A 14,559-nucleotide genomic window follows, 5' to 3' on the forward strand; every position below is an offset into this window, starting at 1 on the left:
GCCCTTCACATGAACTTCCGCAGAACCTCAGCCACGATCAGCGCCGGCCAATGGGCCGCACGACACGACCCAACGGGAAATGCGCGCATAGAATATGCGCGCTTGGTATGGGCTGAGCACGCCTCGCGCACAGAGGCAATTGAGCTGGGCTGACGGCGGAGTGCAGATCCGCAAGAATACGTAGAGGCAGCGCGAATGCTGACCTCTATATATTTTTCTTCCTTTTGTATCGTTTTAGTATTGCTTCTGTATGACTCTTGTATATGATGCCCCCATTCCACCACGGAATCGGGAGCACGAAATGTCTACTCTGTCCCACCAACGCAATCGTATTTATCGATCCACTGATTGGGCTTTGTATCGCCAGCAGCGTGCCCACCTGGCCGAACTGTTCCCCGCCATCGCCGACAGTGGTCGAGACAAGTGTCCGCTTGCTATCGGCATCAAGTACGACCTCATCGGCGCTAATACGGGTCTCTCACCTGCTGAGGTTAAGCACTTCCTGCGCGCCTATACGTTCGGACCGAAGTATCTGCGCACGCTGAAGGTCGGAGCGTGGCGATACGACCTGGACGGTGCTCGTAACGGGTGGGTCTCGCCGAACGAAGCTGCGCACGCGTCGCTGTGTCTGCGTACGCATTACGACATGAAGAGCTGTGGGCGAGTCGGATTGCGAGCGGTCGCTGAGGCGATGGTCGATGACGAGCCGGTGTATGCGTATCGGTTCGCACGGGAGGCTGCGTGATGCACACGCAAGGACCGTGGATAGTAAGCAGTGCGTTCTTTGTCAGAACTGCAGACGGCCGCGTGGTGGCGGCTGTTTATGGTGATCGCGAGGATTGTCATCCGGGCGCGTGCAGCCGGGCCAACGCTCGCCTCATCGCTGCGGCACCGGATCTATTGGCGGCATGCAATGCCGTTCTGCAGCGGTGCAATGACAACGGCGGCGAGATTGATGCGGAAGTTGTTGCCCAGATCAGCGCTGCCATCGACTTGGCTGGGGCAACATGACCCAGCCCAACCAGAACAACACGCAATGGAGCGCAGCAAAAGAGGTGCGCTTGCGCGAGCTGCACGCCAACGGTGACTCGTTTGGCGTTATCGCCTCAGAACTCGGCATGACTCGCAGCATGGTTGCGGGCAAGTGCAAGCGGCTCGGGTTGCGCTTTGCGCCGCGCCAAGAGCGGCGCTGCGTTAGCGCGCAAGCTCGCAAGGCGCCGCGCCAGGTTAGGCCACAGGCGCCCCCAGTTGAGCCCCTGCGCCTGCTGTTGAGCGACCTGCGACGCGCTAGCTGTAGATGGATTGGCGACGACTCCACGTTCTGCGGGCACGCAACTGAGCACGGATCTTACTGCGCGTACCACAGCCAGCTCGTCTATCGGAGACCGGCGTGAGCGTCGAATTCCAAATCGGACAGTGGGTGCGCAGTCTGCCAGTCGGTCGAGCACCTGCCTTCGTCGGTCAGATCCTGGAGCACAACGAGCGCGAATATGTCGTGCGCGATGATTGGAATCGCCGCTTCGCACGCAAAGCAGACGAATTGGAGAAACTGCAATGACCAGCCAACAGCATGCCGACCATCTTCTAAGAATTTGGAATGAGCGTCGCCACCTCAAGCCGATCTACAGGCTGGTTGATTGCCCGCCGCGCGACAAGGCTGAGAAGCCACAATCCGAGCAGTTGCATCAATGATCGGCAGCATTCCCAGTTCCGCGCCGCTGATCGAACCAATTGGTTGGTTCTTAATCGCGTGTAGCGCTGGCGGCATTCTGATCGCCGTTATTGCCTTGGTCTTCATGGTGATGCGCGTGATCCGCTGCAAGGTTTTGCATTGATTAGCCCTTAGCACACAGCAGACATCCGAAGGCCTGTTTTTAAAGGGGAAATTGAAATGCATACCGTTACCGAAAGCATCTACAGCGGCTCATCCGTCATCGTCCCTCTCGCCGATGTCCAGCACATCGAGAAATGGGACAAGCACACCATTCCGGGCATCATGGTCGTGACCAAGCACACGAAATGGAATTTCGAGCACGACATCTGGGAGAATGGCATCTGGATCAGTGAGCCGGAGGCAACCGCGTTCCGCTCTGCCTGGTGTCGATACCGCTCCGAGCTAGAAGCGGACACGCTCGCAGATCTCTCCCCCGACGCCATCATGGGCAAGTTTGACGCCGCCATCGACGCGATCAAGCGCGCCTAGCTGTCGCACATGGACGCAGTGATGGCGAGCAACGGAGGGGGGGCAATGAACGTATTTCCAGATCCTGACATGCCGACGATGGAGCGCCTGATGGGGCTCGCTCAGATGCATGGCCCGGAACGCGCCAGCGAAACGTCGGCAGAGATGCTGTCGGCTATCGTGGCCTTCCTGCTCGGGGGCGTTGGGCCTCAGAAGACCGCAGAGATCATGCGCGATTGGGCCGGTGCCGTGCAGCGCAAGTGCATCCAGGCAGTGTCACCGGAGGAGGTTAGATCATGAGCCGGCACACCATAACCCGTGATGATTTGATCGCCCATCTCGAAGCCGAAAGATGGGAGCGCTACGCCAGCTCCGCCTGCAACAACCACGGCACCAAGGCGCTCGAATTCAGCACGCATCGCCAGTTTCGCGTCACGGTCGGCGGGGTGGTGGTCTACACCGGGCAAAGCCCAACCGATGCCGTCAACGCTTACAACGAGGGCTGAGCCATGACCGAAGACATCCGAACACATGCCCAACAAACGACAGCCCATGACTTCCAGCACTTCTGCGCGGACGTCCAATGCCCCTATGACGGCGAACCATCCGGCGACAACTGCAAGTGCCACAAGTCGAAAGAGCAGATGATGCGGGAACACATCGCGGCTCTCGAAGCGAAGATCGCAGACTGTCGTTCTCCAACCGAACGAGAGCACTCATTCCACGGCGCACAGTGCCCGTCCTATCCGAACTGCAGCGGCGGGTGTGGCCTTGGGTGCACAAAGGAGCACGCCGACTCGACGCCGGAGGCGGCTGCCGTGGAACGCACGGCAGCAGCATTTGACGTTGAGGGCTATGTTGCCGACTATGAGTTTCGCTGGGAGTGCGGCGACTACAAGCCAAGTGAAGGCGAACAAGAAATGCTTGTGGACGCCATCCGTAGCGTGCTGCACGAGCTCCAAACTAACTGCCGGACACCAGCAGCGGCAGAGCCTACCCAAGAAGCTTGCAACTGTTGCACTTCACAGGCGGCGTGCCGACAGAACGGGTGTTTACGTCCTCACTCTCCGGCAACGGTCGAGTCTGCCCAAGGGGCGACAGAGCGGCCCCTCGACTTCTTCAGCGAGAACGTTGACCGCTGGGGCGCGGCCGAATGGTTCGACCGGATGGCGAAGGCCCTTCGTCAGCAGGACGCGGCTGTTGTGGCTGGCGACATGATGACTATGGAGACGTGCCGCAACGTAGCGGCGTCGAGCGCGATGCGCTTGGTCCGCGAGTTTGAGAATGAGGTGCGCGCCGCTCTAGCCTCTCGCACTCCGGCAGAGAGCGGCGCGGGGGATATTTCCGACGTCCTCGAACTGATTGAGTACCAGCGCCGCCGCTTCCAAGACGTGCGCCTCAACTTCAAGCAAATGGACCGACTTCTTGCGAGGCTAAAATGAGCGATCTTCCCGCGATTCCCGATGACGATGCTGACTTCACACCCGACTTGGCGCGTAAGATCATCTGGAAATACCAGACGATGATTGGCGACCTTCGCCGCCAGATCAATGAACGTGACGCTCAGGTCGAGGATGTGGTCGAGCATTGCGCGAAGCTCTGCGACACGGTTGCAATAAACGCATCCCGCCGTGCTGCTGAGCACGTTGACCCAAACAGCAAAGCTGCGGCGCTCGATAAGATGGAGGCCGCCCAGCTCTGCGCGGCAACCATCCGCGAGCGCGGGCGGAAGCACCCATCGACAATGCTCGGAGGCACCGATGGCGCGGCGTAACCCGAAGCCTGCGGAACTCCCGATTTGGACGGACGAGGCTCTAACGCGGTTGCTCGGAGCTTGCGACGGCTACATTCACGCGATCGTCGATATCAAGTTCAAGATCGAAAGCTACCACGGCCAATACCGAGGTCATTTTCACCCTCGTCATGTCAGGCTGATCGAGCGTCGCGACGCCATCGTTAAGCCGATGCGCGAGCTTCACGACAAGCTGGAGGCCGATTTGCGCAGGTGTCAGGAAACATACAAGCGCGAATATGCCCGCGCTCATCCTCCGCAAGTGCTTCAATCTGAGGACAAGTCATGAAAATCTGGTTTGATACCGAGTTCATTGAGGACGGCAAGACAATCGACCTCATCAGCATTGGCATGGTGCGCGAGGACGGCGCGACCCTGTATTTCGAGAACACGGAATGTGACCACTCGCGCGCGAGTCCGTGGGTTGTTGAAAACGTCCTCTCTCACCTGTCCGGCAAGCACTACCACCAGGGAACGCGCAAGGTTATTGCCAATAACATCCTGTCATTCGTTGGCGGCCAAAAGCCCGAGTTCTGGGCCTACTACGCCGACTACGATTGGGTGGCGCTCTGCCAACTCTACGGCACGATGATGGATCTCCCGAGCGGCTGGCCGATGTACTGCCGCGACGTGAAGCAGCTTTGCGATTATCTCGGCAATCCCAAGCTGCCCGAGCAGACATCCACCGAGCACAACGCTCTGGCTGATGCGCTCTGGACGCGACAAGCTTGGGACTTTCTGCGGAATCGCGATTGCGCTCAGCGGGTTGCATTGGCGAACAACAGCCCCGCTCATCTTTCCCATGTACGACAGGGTGAGGGCTAAGCTTTGCGCTCGCGCCGCTTTAGCTCGCGCTCTACGGCCTCTCGGATAAAGGCCGCTCGCGACTCCTTATCCTCCAAAACCCGGTCAATACGATCCAGCGTGCCGCCGACGAGGGTCTATAGGCCGCCTCAGGTCGAGCGCCTAATGCGCTGTATTCAAAGCGCGATGGGATGTCTCGATCCGCAAAGCAAAAACTACGACGAGCGGCTGGCTTGGTATCGGTTGTTCGATGCCATGGAGGGTCGAGAGCCGCGCCCCATCCTTTCGCACATTCACGATGAACATATAGCTGAGGTGCCAAAGGCCGTCAAAAATATGCACTCGCGATCTGGAGGAATCTCTGAAGGCATCAAGGCCGCCGTGCCGTTGGAATTCATGCGTCACGCGGCCAAGCATTCCGACATTCAAATGACTCAGCACTACGATCGCGACGAGCATGAGCTTGCAGCTGAGGCGCTACGCAGAAGGGCCGCCGCGCGCAAACTTAGGGTGCCAGCGATATTGGCCGCCAACGACAATAGTCTGATTGAAAAAGCTGCATGACGCCCGCAAATGATAATGTGCCTGCTCCAGGCGCGCCGCTACGGTTATCTGTAGCGGCGAAATTTGCGTTTCCGCATGGCGGCATGACTGCAAGCGGACTCCGACGTGAAGCCGATAAAGGACGACTTGTAATTGAGCGGATTGCAGGTAAGGATTACACCACCCTAGCAGCCATTGAAGAAATGAGGAAATTATGCCGCGTCCAGCAAAAGGCCCCCGTTTGTGGCTCCAGCCGGCTAGGCGCGACAGTAGCGGCAAAGTCCTTGAGCCCGCAGTTTGGTGTATCAGAGACGGGGCGGTTAAGCGCAGTACAGGTATCGGAGACATCCAAAATGGAAGCGCTCCGCAAGAAGCTATCGACTGCTTCACAGAATACCTCAACCTCAGAAAAACGCCGCGCGTAAAAGACAAAGATCCCGCGAACGTTCTGATTAAGACGGTCTGCGATATTTATGCGGAGGACAAGGCTAGCGGTCACGCTCGCCCCACCGAAACAATCGACAGACTAACCCGCATCATCAAGCACTTCAGCGGCAAGAAGCTCTCTGACCTGAATAAGGGTTCTTGTCTCGCCTATGTATCGGCACGCGGCAAACAAGCAGCGGCCAGGCGAGAGCTTGAAGACTTGCGCGCCGCTGTTCGCCATCACTGGGAGCTTGGCCTGTGTGCCGCCCTCACACCCGTGGTCCTGCCCGACAAAGGGGAGGCCCGCGAGCGTTGGCTTACCCGTCAAGAAGCGGCCAAATTGCTATGGACCGCGTGGCGCCTCCGGGAGGACCGTGGGGAGGCCCTTGGGCGCAGCAGAGCCAAGCATCTGGCGCACTTCATCCTAGTTGGCCTGTACACGGGCACGCGGTCTGGGGCCATTTGTGGGGCCGCGCTAGAGCCCACAGAGGGCCGTGGCTGGGTCGACCTGGAGCGCGGTGTGTTTTATCGGCGCGCGATCGGCAAAAAGAAAACCAACAAGCGTCAGCCATCTGTCCGCGTCCCGCCTCGTTTGCTGGCCCACATGCGGCGCTGGAAAGCCAAGGGGCTTATTTCCCATTCCCTGATTGAGTGGCACGGCGAGGCCATCAAGCGCGTCTCCAAGGGCTTCACCAGCCTTGTCAGGGAGGCCAAGCTAAAGGACGTCAGCCCACACATCCTCCGCCACACCGCTATTACCTGGCAGGCGCAATTGGGTGTTCCCCCACACGAAATCTGCGGATTCTTCGGGATCACGATGAAGATGTTTGAGGAGGTGTACGGTCATCACCACCCAGACTTCCAATCAAACGCGGTCAATGCGCTCAACAGGTCGCGGCAGCAGCCCAAGAAACCCAGCAACGTCGTCCCGATAGCGCAGTCTGGCTAGGGTTTCTGTCGGGGAAACTGTCGGGACGACACCCCAAAAACCTGCTAAGTAGTGGTGGGCGGTCACGGATTCGAACCGCGGACCCTCTCGGTGTAAACGAGATGCTCTAACCAGCTGAGCTAACCGCCCTCGCCGCCTCTTTAGCCCTACGGGCCCCGAACGGGCAAGACCCCAGTCCCAACGAGGAGCCTCAATCCTGCGGCCTTCCCGGCAGCAGCGGCACGGCGTCGATCCACACCGCCGCCGACTGGCACCAGATCTGCCTGACAGGACGCAATTGATCGCGCTGGCGGATGCTGCCCCAGCGGATGCCCCAGTCGTCGGCCTGGTCGCCCTCGCCGCTGGTGAACAGCGGGGACCCGCAATCGGCGCAGAAGTGCTGGAAGCGCACCCGGCCGTTGTCGCCGCGCTTCCCGTAGACTTTGGGGGTACCGCCGGTGAGCCTGACGTCGGCCCTGGTGCAGATCGCGGTGACCCGGAACGGCGAGCCGGTCAGCGTCTGGCAGTCGGTGCAATGACAGACCGAGATCGCGTCGGGATCAACCTCGGCTTCAAACGTGATCTTCCCGCAATGGCACTGTCCGTCGACCTGCATGACCAATCCTCAAATCGGGATAGGGGGGAGTCTCGCGACTCCTCCCCTCCCACACCACCGTACATACGGGTCCGTATACGGCGGTTCGGCGGATTATGCAGGCCACTGTCCCGTGACGGAAGCCAAGCCGAGCGAAGCGAAGAAGCTGTTTGGCAGAGCAATGGCAAGCGCGGGGCTGTTCGCGAGCCGCCAAGGGCCATGCGGGGCGCCGGCAGTTTGCGCTGCCAGATCCCGGCCGACGCCACGGCGTCGCAGCTCGGCGAAGCGAGCGGGTCCATACTTCCATTGCTTCCAGACGACGGCGCGCAGCCGCCGCCTGATCCACCGGTCAAGCACGCGCAACACCGACGGGGTTTGGCAGAAGCCGAAGTAGCCGCGCCACCCGATCAGGTAGGCTGACAGCTCCTTGGTAATCTGCACGAGGCTTCGACCGCACGTGCGTCGCGTCAGCTCCAGAACTTTTACCTTGAAGCGGGCGAGCGCCTGCGGCGCGATGCGCCGTCGCGGTGGTTCACTTCCGCCGGTAAAGCTGAAGCCCAGGAACTTGCGAACGCTCGGTTTGGCGACCGCACTCTTGGCCTTGTTGATCTTGAGCTTGAGGTGCTTTTCGAGGAACCGTTCGAGGCCGGCCAACACCCGCTCGCCCGCCTTCTGACTGCGTACATAGATATTGCAGTCGTCGGCGTAGCGCACGAAGCGATGGCCGCGTTTCTCCAGTTCCTTGTCCAGCACATCCAGCATCAGGTTCGACAACAGCGGCGAGAGCGGTCCGCCTTGCGGCGTACCCTCCTCCGTCGGGCTGACCAGCCCTGCCTCCATCACACCCGCAGTCAAGAAGCCACGGATGAGCTTGAGGAGGCGCTTGTCAGCGACCCGTTTGGCAATGAGCCCCATCAGGATGTCGTGGTTGACCCGGTCGAAGAACTTTTCCAGATCGATGTCGACGACGACGGCGTAACCGGATGCGATGTAGGTCTGCGCCCGTTCCACCGCCTGATGCGCCGAGCGGGTCGGCCGGAAGCCGAAGCTCGCCTCGGAGAACGTTCCGTCCCAATCTGCCTGCAACACCTGCATCACCGCCTGCTGGATGAAGCGGTCGAGCACCGTCGGGATGCCGAGCGGCCGCAGGCCGCCCGACGCCTTCGGTATCTCCACCCGCCGCACCGGCTGTGGCTTATAGGTGCCGTCAAGCAACTGGGCGCGGATCGTGAGCCAGTGCTCCTTCAGATAGGCCGATAGCTCGCCGACGGTCATCCCATCGACGCCTGCCGCACCCTTGTTGCGCTTCACTTGCGCCAATGCTGCTTGCAGATTCTCACGCTCGACGACTACTTCCATCGACGGTCCTGCGACCGCCGGGCGTTCGAGGCTGGCTCTCACCGCGCTTGCTTCGGTCTCTCCGGCGGCGGAGCTTGCGGCTTCACCGCCTGCTCCGGTGCCCAAGTTCAGTTCGACCTGATTCTTCTGCCGCATGGCTCGCGCGAGATCGTTGCTCTACTAACCACTTCCACCGTTCGGGCCTTCGGCGGCACACGCCACCTACTATGCCCTCAGCTGACTTCTGCGCTGCGGTCGGGCCGCCTTACGACGACCTCAGTCCCGTTGCCGGGACACAACGCAGACCTCCCGAGGTAAGACCGACCGCCTTCACCGCGCGCCCGCCGAATTTACCACCCCGACCCTTGATGACCCTGGACTTCGCGATCAGTTGCTCGCTCGTCCGGCCGGGTAGGCCTCGTTATCCGGTGTTTGTCCATCGGGCCGCGGCTTTGCTCCACGCTTTCTTCAGACCCCACCTCGCGGTGACGCCCTTGCGCTTCGCTAATCCTTCGCCGCCATCAGGCTGGATAGAGGACTTCCACCTCCAAGCTGTCGTTCATACTCGGCACACAACAAAAACGGCGCCCGACGGCGCCGTTTTATCATCTTTCGTTGAACGTTAGTGAGCGGTCAGGCCGCCGGCGGCCTCATCGCCCTCCGGCTTCACGGTCACCTTGGTGTCCTCTTCCCAGACGATCGGCACCGGCTTCTTGACCAGCGCCTTGGCGACGACGTCGTCGAGGCGGGAGACCGGGATGATCTCCATGCCGCCCTTGATCGCATCGGAAATCTCCGTGAGATCCTTGGCGTTGTCCTCGGGGATCAGCACCGTCTTGATGCCGCCGCGGGCCGCAGCCAGCAGCTTCTCCTTGAGGCCGCCGATCGGCAGCACGCGGCCGCGCAGCGTGATCTCGCCGGTCATCGCGACATCGTGGCGGACCGGGATGCCGGTCATGACCGAGATGATCGCGGTGGCCATCGCCACGCCCGCGGACGGACCATCCTTCGGCGTCGCGCCCTCCGGCACGTGCACGTGGATGTCGCGCCGGTCGAACAGCGGCGGTTCGACGCCGTAGTTGATCGCGCGGGAGCGGACGTAGGACGCCGCCGCCGAGATCGACTCCTTCATGACGTCACGCAGGTTGCCCGTGACGGTCATCTTGCCCTTGCCAGGCATCATGACGCCTTCGATCGTCAGCAGCTCGCCGCCGACATCGGTCCAGGCAAGGCCGGTGACGATGCCGACCTGCGGCTCGCTCTCGATCTCGCCGAAGCGGTACTTCGGCACGCCCAGAAGCTCTTCCAGAGTCTTCTCGGTGACCTTGACCGACTTCTTCTTGGAGATCATCAGCTCCTTCACCGCCTTGCGGGCCAGTGTGGAGAGCTCACGCTCCAGGTTACGCACGCCCGCTTCGCGGGTGTAGCGGCGGATCAGCAGCAGGAGCGCGTCGTCGTCGATCGAGAACTCCTTGGAGTCCAGACCGTGCTTGGACACCGCGTTCGGGATCAGATGCTTGCGCGAGATCTCGACCTTCTCGTTCTCGGTGTAGCCCGCGATCCGGATGATCTCCATGCGGTCCATCAGCGGGCCCGGAATATTGAGCGTATTCGCGGTCGTGATGAACATCACGTTGGAGAGATCGTAGTCGACCTCGAGATAGTGGTCGTTGAACGTCCCGTTCTGCTCGGGGTCGAGAACCTCGAGCAAAGCCGAGGACGGATCGCCGCGGAAGTCGGCGCCCATCTTGTCGATCTCGTCCAGCAGGAACAGCGGATTGGACGATTTGGCCTTGCGCATCGACTGGATGATCTTGCCGGGCATCGAGCCGATATAGGTGCGGCGGTGACCGCGGATCTCGGCCTCGTCGCGCACGCCGCCGAGCGAGACGCGCACGAATTCGCGCCCCGTCGCCTTCGCGATCGACTTGCCGAGCGAGGTCTTGCCGACGCCGGGAGGCCCGACCAGGCACAGGATCGGCCCAGTCAGTTTGTTGGCGCGCGACTGCACGGCAAGATACTCGACGATGCGCTCCTTGACCTTCTCCAGACCGTAGTGATCGGAGTCCAGGATGGCTTGCGCCGCCTCCAGATCCTTCTTCACCTTGGACTTCTTGTTCCACGGGATCGACAGCAGCCAATCCAGATAGTTGCGCACCACCGTCGCTTCCGCGGACATCGGCGACATCTGGCGCAGCTTCTTCAATTCATGCTGCGCTTTCTCGCGCGCTTCCTTGGAGAGCTTGGTCTTGGAGATCTTCTCTTCGAGGTCGGCGAGCTCGTCGCGACCATCGTCGTCGCCGAGTTCCTTCTGGATCGCCTTCATCTGCTCGTTGAGATAATACTCGCGCTGGGTCTTCTCCATCTGGCGCTTGACGCGCGAGCGGATGCGCTTCTCGACCTGCAGCACCGAGATCTCGCTCTCCATCAGGCCCAGCACCTTCTCGAGGCGCGTGGTCACCGACAGCGTCTCCAGGATGCCCTGGCGGTCCGCGATCTTGACGGCGAGATGCGAAGCAACGGTGTCGGCGAGCTTGGCGAAATCGGTGATCGCCTGCACGACGCCGACGACCTCGGCCGAGATCTTCTTGTTGAGCTTCACATAGCTCTCGAAGTCGGACACGACCGAGCGCGCCAGCGCCTCGGCCTCGACCGACTTCGCATCGGTGTCGGCGAGCGCGACGGCGGTGGCTTCGTAGTAATCGGCGCGATCGGTGTATTTCTGCACGCGCGCACGCTCGAGCCCTTCGACCAGCACCTTCACGGTGCCGTCCGGAAGCTTCAAGAGCTGGAGCACGCTGGCAAGCGTACCGGTCTCGTAAATGGCATCGGGCGCCGGATCATCGTCGGACGCGTTCTTCTGCGTCGCCAGCATGATCAGAGCATCGTTCTTCATCACCTCTTCGAGCGCGCGGATCGACTTCTCGCGACCGACGAAGAGCGGCACGATCATGTGCGGGAAGACGACGATATCGCGCAGCGGCAGCACGGGATAAGCGTGCGCTTCGCCATGGACGATGGTTGGCCGCGGTTTTGGATTAGTCATGGCCTTTTCCTTTTGCTTTGCCCCCTTGCACGCAGCCCGCCGGCTTATGCGCAACCGCCACAAGGTGCCGAGGTGATCGACAGAACCGGTCTACCATTCGCAGGTTGGACCAGGCTTGCCGGATCGGAACAGCGGCGAATCTTGCACGGAATTCTCGCTCGCCGCCGACATTAGGTGGCTATCGACCCGGGGGGTGTCAAGTCACTGAAATACGCGCGCCATCAGGCGCTTACGCACACATGTAAGCGACGCAACATGGACTGCGGAGAAAGCTTCCGCAGCCCTCAACTGATGAGACGTTCGGAGCGTTCCAGCGCCGCAATTTAGGCGCTGGCGTTCTCGACCGCGCGATCGGAGCGATCGGCGTAGATGTAGAGCGGACGGGCCGTGCCTTCCACGACTTCGCGCGAAATCACGACTTCTTCCACACCTTCCAGGCCCGGCAGGTCGAACATGGTCTCGAGCAGGATCGCCTCGAGGATCGAGCGCAGGCCGCGCGCGCCGGTCTTGCGCTCGATCGCCTTGCGGGCAACCGCGCCAAGCGCCTCGTCGGCGAAGGTCAGCTCGATGTTCTCCATCTCGAACAGCCGCTGGTACTGTTTCACCAGCGCGTTCTTCGGCTCGGTCAGGATCTTCTTCAGCGAGGTCTCGTCCAGATCCTCCAGCGTCGCCACGACGGGCAGGCGCCCGACGAATTCGGGGATGAGGCCGTACTTCAGCAGGTCCTCAGGCTCGACGTGACGGAAGATCTCGCCGGTGCGGCGGTCCTCCGGCGCGAGCACCTGGGCACCGAAGCCGATCGAGGTCGACCGGCCGCGCGCCGAGATGATCTTCTCGAGACCGGCGAAGGCGCCGCCGCAGATGAACAGGATGTTGGTGGTATCCACCTGCAGGAATTCCTGCTGCGGATGCTTGCGGCCGCCCTGCGGCGGGACCGAAGCCACCGTGCCTTCCATGATCTTGAGCAGCGCCTGCTGCACGCCCTCACCCGACACATCACGCGTGATCGAGGGATTGTCGGACTTGCGGCTGATCTTGTCGATTTCGTCGATGTAGACGATGCCGCGCTGGGCGCGCTCGACGTTGTAGTCGGCGGCCTGAAGCAGCTTGAGGATGATGTTCTCGACGTCCTCGCCGACATAGCCGGCTTCGGTCAGCGTGGTCGCATCCGCCATCGTGAACGGCACGTCCAGGATGCGGGCGAGCGTCTGCGCGAGCAGCGTCTTGCCCGAGCCGGTCGGGCCGATCAGCAGGATGTTCGACTTCGCGAGCTCGACGTCGTTGTGCTTGGTCTGGTGGTTGAGGCGCTTGTAGTGGTTGTGCACCGCGACCGAGAGGACCTTCTTCGCATGGCTCTGGCCGATCACGTAGTCGTCCAGCACCTTGCAGATTTCCTTCGGCGTCGGAATGCCGTCGCGCGACTTCACGAGCGAGGACTTGTTCTCCTCGCGGATGATGTCCATGCAGAGCTCGACGCACTCGTCGCAGATGAAGACCGTGGGACCCGCGATCAGTTTGCGGACTTCGTGCTGGCTCTTGCCGCAGAACGAGCAATATAGCGTGTTCTTGGAGTCGCTCGTGCCAACCTTACTCATTCATGTCTCCGTCCGCGGTTCGATCGTCTCGCTCGATCGCTCCATTTCCGGCACGAATGGCCGGTATGAAGTTCAAATAGAGCAAATTCCGTACCAAAAAAGACCCTATGCGCTACATCCCGTGCGAATCACGGTCACTCGATTCTCCCGCGATCATAGCCGATCATGCGTAGCCAACCATGCTGTCACCCGACTATCAAGAATTCGCTAATCGGGGGTCGCCGGCTACCCGTGACAATACCGTGATTTCCGGTCTTGGCACGAGCGAAGTGATGGAAATCACCCCGGCGTTGCTGGATTGCCACGAAAACAAGCACGAAAGCGGAACTTTGCGCCCATCGCAGCGCGCAAAACAGCGCTTTTGCGACGCGCACAAACGTCCTCAACGTCAACACCGCCTTGACGGTGCCCGCGATCCCCAGGGGATTCACCCGGGGATCTCCCTTGCGGCCCGGTAGTGTTACGGGGCCTTCGCCGGCGCCGGCTCCTCGGCGCGCTTGTCGATGACCTTGTCGACCAGGCCGAACTCCTTGGCGTCGTTCGCGGTCAGGAACTTGTCGCGCTCCAGCGCGTCCTCGATCGACTTGTAGGTCTGGCCGGTGTGCTTCACGTAGATCTCGTTGAGCCGCTTCTTCAGGTTCAGGATCTCCTGAGCGTGCAGCATGATATCGGTGGCCTGGCCCTGGAAGCCGCCGGAGGGCTGATGCACCATGATGCGCGCGTTCGGCAGCGAGAAGCGCATGTCCTTCTCGCCGGCGGCGAGCAGCAGCGAGCCCATCGAGGCCGCCTGGCCGGTGCAGAGCGTGGAGACCGGCGGACGGATGAACTGCATGGTGTCGTAGATCGCAAGGCCCGACGTCACCACGCCGCCCGGCGAGTTGATGTACATCGAGATTTCCTTCTTCGGATTTTCCGCCTCAAGGAACAGCAGCTGCGCGACGATCAGCGTCGACATGCCGTCCTCGACCGGGCCGGTCACGAAGATGATGCGCTCCTTCAGAAGGCGCGAGAAAATGTCGTAGGCGCGCTCGCCACGGTTGGTCTGCTCGACCACCATGGGCACGAGGTTCATGTAGGTTTCAACCGGATCGCGCATGAGTCACCTAGGGTGTTTGAGAGGCGAACATCGCCAGTCTTGGCTGCCAGTTTAGACTGGATATGCCGGAAGGCCGATGGACGTCCCGTGATGCAGGAACTTTCGTAGAAGAGCTAGCGACAGATATAGCCCAATTCGTGCCAGACAAGTCCCGAACGAATTAAGGCCTAATCAATCAGGCAGTTGAAGCTGATTCGCGCAAAGAGGCGCAGCC

Annotated in this window: 22 protein-coding genes and 1 tRNA gene; 16 read left to right on the plus strand and 7 right to left on the minus strand. The window is 61.0% G+C overall.

What is annotated here, in order from left to right:
• Positions 1–301 precede the first annotated feature (301 nt).
• From AC5V87_RS23225 to AC5V87_RS23285, 13 genes are read left to right on the plus strand one after another with little or no spacing between them, the layout of a single operon-like run.
• The gene (locus AC5V87_RS23225; RefSeq protein WP_495367894.1) at positions 302–745 is read left to right on the plus strand and encodes a ProQ/FINO family protein; all 444 of its coding nucleotides are present in this window, start codon (positions 302–304) and stop codon (positions 743–745) included.
• Entirely contained in the window at positions 745–1,011 is a 267-nt protein-coding gene (locus tag AC5V87_RS23230; RefSeq protein ID WP_495367895.1) for an XkdD/Y8K6 family phage-associated protein, read from the plus strand. Before AC5V87_RS23225 ends, AC5V87_RS23230 begins: the two co-directional genes overlap by 1 nt.
• Positions 1,008–1,394, plus strand: coding sequence for a GcrA family cell cycle regulator (locus AC5V87_RS23235; protein ID WP_495367896.1), 387 nt, complete (start codon positions 1,008–1,010; stop codon positions 1,392–1,394). The genes AC5V87_RS23230 and AC5V87_RS23235 overlap by 4 nt, the downstream gene beginning before the upstream one ends.
• On the plus strand, positions 1,391–1,558 hold the full coding sequence (locus AC5V87_RS23240) for a hypothetical protein (protein WP_495367897.1): 168 nt from the start codon (positions 1,391–1,393) through the stop codon (positions 1,556–1,558). Before AC5V87_RS23235 ends, AC5V87_RS23240 begins: the two co-directional genes overlap by 4 nt.
• Positions 1,555–1,692 carry a hypothetical protein gene (locus tag AC5V87_RS23245; RefSeq protein ID WP_495367898.1) on the plus strand — a complete coding sequence of 46 codons (138 nt, stop codon included), beginning with the start codon at positions 1,555–1,557 and terminating at the stop codon, positions 1,690–1,692. The genes AC5V87_RS23240 and AC5V87_RS23245 overlap by 4 nt, the downstream gene beginning before the upstream one ends.
• Positions 1,689–1,835: a hypothetical protein gene (locus AC5V87_RS23250; RefSeq protein WP_495367899.1), complete on the plus strand. Its 147-nt coding sequence runs from the start codon at positions 1,689–1,691 to the stop codon at positions 1,833–1,835. The genes AC5V87_RS23245 and AC5V87_RS23250 overlap by 4 nt, the downstream gene beginning before the upstream one ends.
• A gap of 56 nt (positions 1,836–1,891) precedes the next feature.
• The gene (locus AC5V87_RS23255; protein ID WP_495367900.1) at positions 1,892–2,203 is read left to right on the plus strand and encodes a hypothetical protein; all 312 of its coding nucleotides are present in this window, start codon (positions 1,892–1,894) and stop codon (positions 2,201–2,203) included.
• 45 nt (positions 2,204–2,248) lie between these two features.
• Entirely contained in the window at positions 2,249–2,482 is a 234-nt protein-coding gene (locus AC5V87_RS23260) for a hypothetical protein (RefSeq protein ID WP_495367901.1), read from the plus strand.
• Positions 2,479–2,688: a hypothetical protein gene (locus tag AC5V87_RS23265; RefSeq protein WP_495367902.1), complete on the plus strand. Its 210-nt coding sequence runs from the start codon at positions 2,479–2,481 to the stop codon at positions 2,686–2,688. The genes AC5V87_RS23260 and AC5V87_RS23265 overlap by 4 nt, the downstream gene beginning before the upstream one ends.
• Positions 2,689–2,691: 3 nt before the next feature.
• On the plus strand, positions 2,692–3,624 hold the full coding sequence (locus AC5V87_RS23270; RefSeq protein WP_495367903.1) for a hypothetical protein: 933 nt from the start codon (positions 2,692–2,694) through the stop codon (positions 3,622–3,624).
• Positions 3,621–3,956, plus strand: a complete 336-nt coding sequence (locus AC5V87_RS23275; RefSeq protein WP_495367904.1) for a hypothetical protein — start codon at positions 3,621–3,623, stop codon at positions 3,954–3,956. The genes AC5V87_RS23270 and AC5V87_RS23275 overlap by 4 nt, the downstream gene beginning before the upstream one ends.
• Positions 3,943–4,263: a hypothetical protein gene (locus AC5V87_RS23280; RefSeq protein ID WP_495367905.1), complete on the plus strand. Its 321-nt coding sequence runs from the start codon at positions 3,943–3,945 to the stop codon at positions 4,261–4,263. Before AC5V87_RS23275 ends, AC5V87_RS23280 begins: the two co-directional genes overlap by 14 nt.
• Positions 4,260–4,799: a 3'-5' exoribonuclease domain-containing protein gene (locus tag AC5V87_RS23285; RefSeq protein ID WP_495367906.1), complete on the plus strand. Its 540-nt coding sequence runs from the start codon at positions 4,260–4,262 to the stop codon at positions 4,797–4,799. Before AC5V87_RS23280 ends, AC5V87_RS23285 begins: the two co-directional genes overlap by 4 nt.
• On the opposite strand, the gene AC5V87_RS23290 is transcribed toward AC5V87_RS23285, so the two are convergent.
• The gene (locus AC5V87_RS23290; RefSeq protein ID WP_495371934.1) at positions 4,796–4,876 is read right to left on the minus strand and encodes a hypothetical protein; all 81 of its coding nucleotides are present in this window, start codon (positions 4,874–4,876) and stop codon (positions 4,796–4,798) included. The genes AC5V87_RS23285 and AC5V87_RS23290 overlap by 4 nt on opposite strands.
• A gap of 67 nt (positions 4,877–4,943) precedes the next feature.
• Between AC5V87_RS23290 and AC5V87_RS23295 the strand changes: the two genes are divergently transcribed.
• Together AC5V87_RS23295 and AC5V87_RS23300 are read left to right on the plus strand one after the other, a co-directional pair.
• Positions 4,944–5,342, plus strand: a complete 399-nt coding sequence (locus tag AC5V87_RS23295) for a hypothetical protein (protein WP_495367907.1) — start codon at positions 4,944–4,946, stop codon at positions 5,340–5,342.
• Between the two features lie 193 nt (positions 5,343–5,535).
• On the plus strand, positions 5,536–6,696 hold the full coding sequence (locus AC5V87_RS23300; protein ID WP_495367908.1) for a tyrosine-type recombinase/integrase: 1,161 nt from the start codon (positions 5,536–5,538) through the stop codon (positions 6,694–6,696).
• Positions 6,697–6,748: 52 nt separating this feature from the next.
• On the opposite strand, the gene AC5V87_RS23305 is transcribed toward AC5V87_RS23300, so the two are convergent.
• From AC5V87_RS23305 to clpX, 5 genes are all read right to left on the minus strand, one after another.
• Positions 6,749–6,825 (minus strand) — tRNA-Val (locus tag AC5V87_RS23305).
• 61 nt (positions 6,826–6,886) lie between these two features.
• Positions 6,887–7,291, minus strand: coding sequence for a GFA family protein (locus AC5V87_RS23310; RefSeq protein ID WP_456838169.1), 405 nt, complete (start codon positions 7,289–7,291; stop codon positions 6,887–6,889).
• Positions 7,292–7,384: 93 nt separating this feature from the next.
• Positions 7,385–8,764, minus strand: a complete 1,380-nt coding sequence (ltrA, locus tag AC5V87_RS23315; RefSeq protein ID WP_456837647.1) for a group II intron reverse transcriptase/maturase — start codon at positions 8,762–8,764, stop codon at positions 7,385–7,387.
• 466 nt (positions 8,765–9,230) lie between these two features.
• A complete protein-coding gene (gene lon / locus AC5V87_RS23320; protein ID WP_456838168.1) occupies positions 9,231–11,654 on the minus strand; it encodes an endopeptidase La in 2,424 nt (807 codons plus the stop codon).
• Between the two features lie 323 nt (positions 11,655–11,977).
• Positions 11,978–13,249 carry an ATP-dependent Clp protease ATP-binding subunit ClpX gene (gene clpX, locus AC5V87_RS23325; protein WP_008547851.1) on the minus strand — a complete coding sequence of 424 codons (1,272 nt, stop codon included), beginning with the start codon at positions 13,247–13,249 and terminating at the stop codon, positions 11,978–11,980.
• Between the two features lie 179 nt (positions 13,250–13,428).
• Between clpX and AC5V87_RS23330 the strand changes: the two genes are divergently transcribed.
• Positions 13,429–13,707: a hypothetical protein gene (locus AC5V87_RS23330; protein WP_456838167.1), complete on the plus strand. Its 279-nt coding sequence runs from the start codon at positions 13,429–13,431 to the stop codon at positions 13,705–13,707.
• Between the two features lie 2 nt (positions 13,708–13,709).
• Here the strand turns inward: AC5V87_RS23330 and AC5V87_RS23335 are convergent, their stop codons facing one another.
• The gene (locus AC5V87_RS23335; protein ID WP_027559514.1) at positions 13,710–14,345 is read right to left on the minus strand and encodes an ATP-dependent Clp protease proteolytic subunit; all 636 of its coding nucleotides are present in this window, start codon (positions 14,343–14,345) and stop codon (positions 13,710–13,712) included.
• Positions 14,346–14,559: the final 214 nt, after the last annotated feature.

The sequence above is a fragment of the Bradyrhizobium sp. SOJA106 genome (genome assembly GCF_059448745.1).

What these genes read in the sequence shown, in the direction of transcription:
- AC5V87_RS23225 (WP_495367894.1), top strand. Translation starts at nt 302, where the DNA reads ATGTCTACTCTGTCCCACCAACGCAATCGTATTTATCGATCCACTGAT.
- AC5V87_RS23230 (WP_495367895.1), top strand. Translation starts at nt 745, where the DNA reads ATGCACACGCAAGGACCGTGGATAGTAAGCAGTGCGTTCTTTGTCAGA.
- AC5V87_RS23235 (WP_495367896.1), top strand. Translation starts at nt 1,008, where the DNA reads ATGACCCAGCCCAACCAGAACAACACGCAATGGAGCGCAGCAAAAGAG.
- AC5V87_RS23245 (WP_495367898.1), top strand. Translation starts at nt 1,555, where the DNA reads ATGACCAGCCAACAGCATGCCGACCATCTTCTAAGAATTTGGAATGAG.
- AC5V87_RS23250 (WP_495367899.1), top strand. Translation starts at nt 1,689, where the DNA reads ATGATCGGCAGCATTCCCAGTTCCGCGCCGCTGATCGAACCAATTGGT.
- AC5V87_RS23255 (WP_495367900.1), top strand. Translation starts at nt 1,892, where the DNA reads ATGCATACCGTTACCGAAAGCATCTACAGCGGCTCATCCGTCATCGTC.
- AC5V87_RS23260 (WP_495367901.1), top strand. Translation starts at nt 2,249, where the DNA reads ATGAACGTATTTCCAGATCCTGACATGCCGACGATGGAGCGCCTGATG.
- AC5V87_RS23265 (WP_495367902.1), top strand. Translation starts at nt 2,479, where the DNA reads ATGAGCCGGCACACCATAACCCGTGATGATTTGATCGCCCATCTCGAA.
- AC5V87_RS23270 (WP_495367903.1), top strand. Translation starts at nt 2,692, where the DNA reads ATGACCGAAGACATCCGAACACATGCCCAACAAACGACAGCCCATGAC.
- AC5V87_RS23275 (WP_495367904.1), top strand. Translation starts at nt 3,621, where the DNA reads ATGAGCGATCTTCCCGCGATTCCCGATGACGATGCTGACTTCACACCC.
- AC5V87_RS23280 (WP_495367905.1), top strand. Translation starts at nt 3,943, where the DNA reads ATGGCGCGGCGTAACCCGAAGCCTGCGGAACTCCCGATTTGGACGGAC.
- AC5V87_RS23285 (WP_495367906.1), top strand. Translation starts at nt 4,260, where the DNA reads ATGAAAATCTGGTTTGATACCGAGTTCATTGAGGACGGCAAGACAATC.
- AC5V87_RS23295 (WP_495367907.1), top strand. Translation starts at nt 4,944, where the DNA reads ATGCGCTGTATTCAAAGCGCGATGGGATGTCTCGATCCGCAAAGCAAA.
- AC5V87_RS23300 (WP_495367908.1), top strand. Translation starts at nt 5,536, where the DNA reads ATGCCGCGTCCAGCAAAAGGCCCCCGTTTGTGGCTCCAGCCGGCTAGG.
- AC5V87_RS23310 (WP_456838169.1), bottom strand. Translation starts at nt 7,291, where the DNA reads ATGCAGGTCGACGGACAGTGCCATTGCGGGAAGATCACGTTTGAAGCC.
- ltrA (WP_456837647.1), bottom strand. Translation starts at nt 8,764, where the DNA reads ATGCGGCAGAAGAATCAGGTCGAACTGAACTTGGGCACCGGAGCAGGC.
- lon (WP_456838168.1), bottom strand. Translation starts at nt 11,654, where the DNA reads ATGACTAATCCAAAACCGCGGCCAACCATCGTCCATGGCGAAGCGCAC.
- clpX (WP_008547851.1), bottom strand. Translation starts at nt 13,249, where the DNA reads ATGAGTAAGGTTGGCACGAGCGACTCCAAGAACACGCTATATTGCTCG.
- AC5V87_RS23330 (WP_456838167.1), top strand. Translation starts at nt 13,429, where the DNA reads ATGCTGTCACCCGACTATCAAGAATTCGCTAATCGGGGGTCGCCGGCT.
- AC5V87_RS23335 (WP_027559514.1), bottom strand. Translation starts at nt 14,345, where the DNA reads ATGCGCGATCCGGTTGAAACCTACATGAACCTCGTGCCCATGGTGGTC.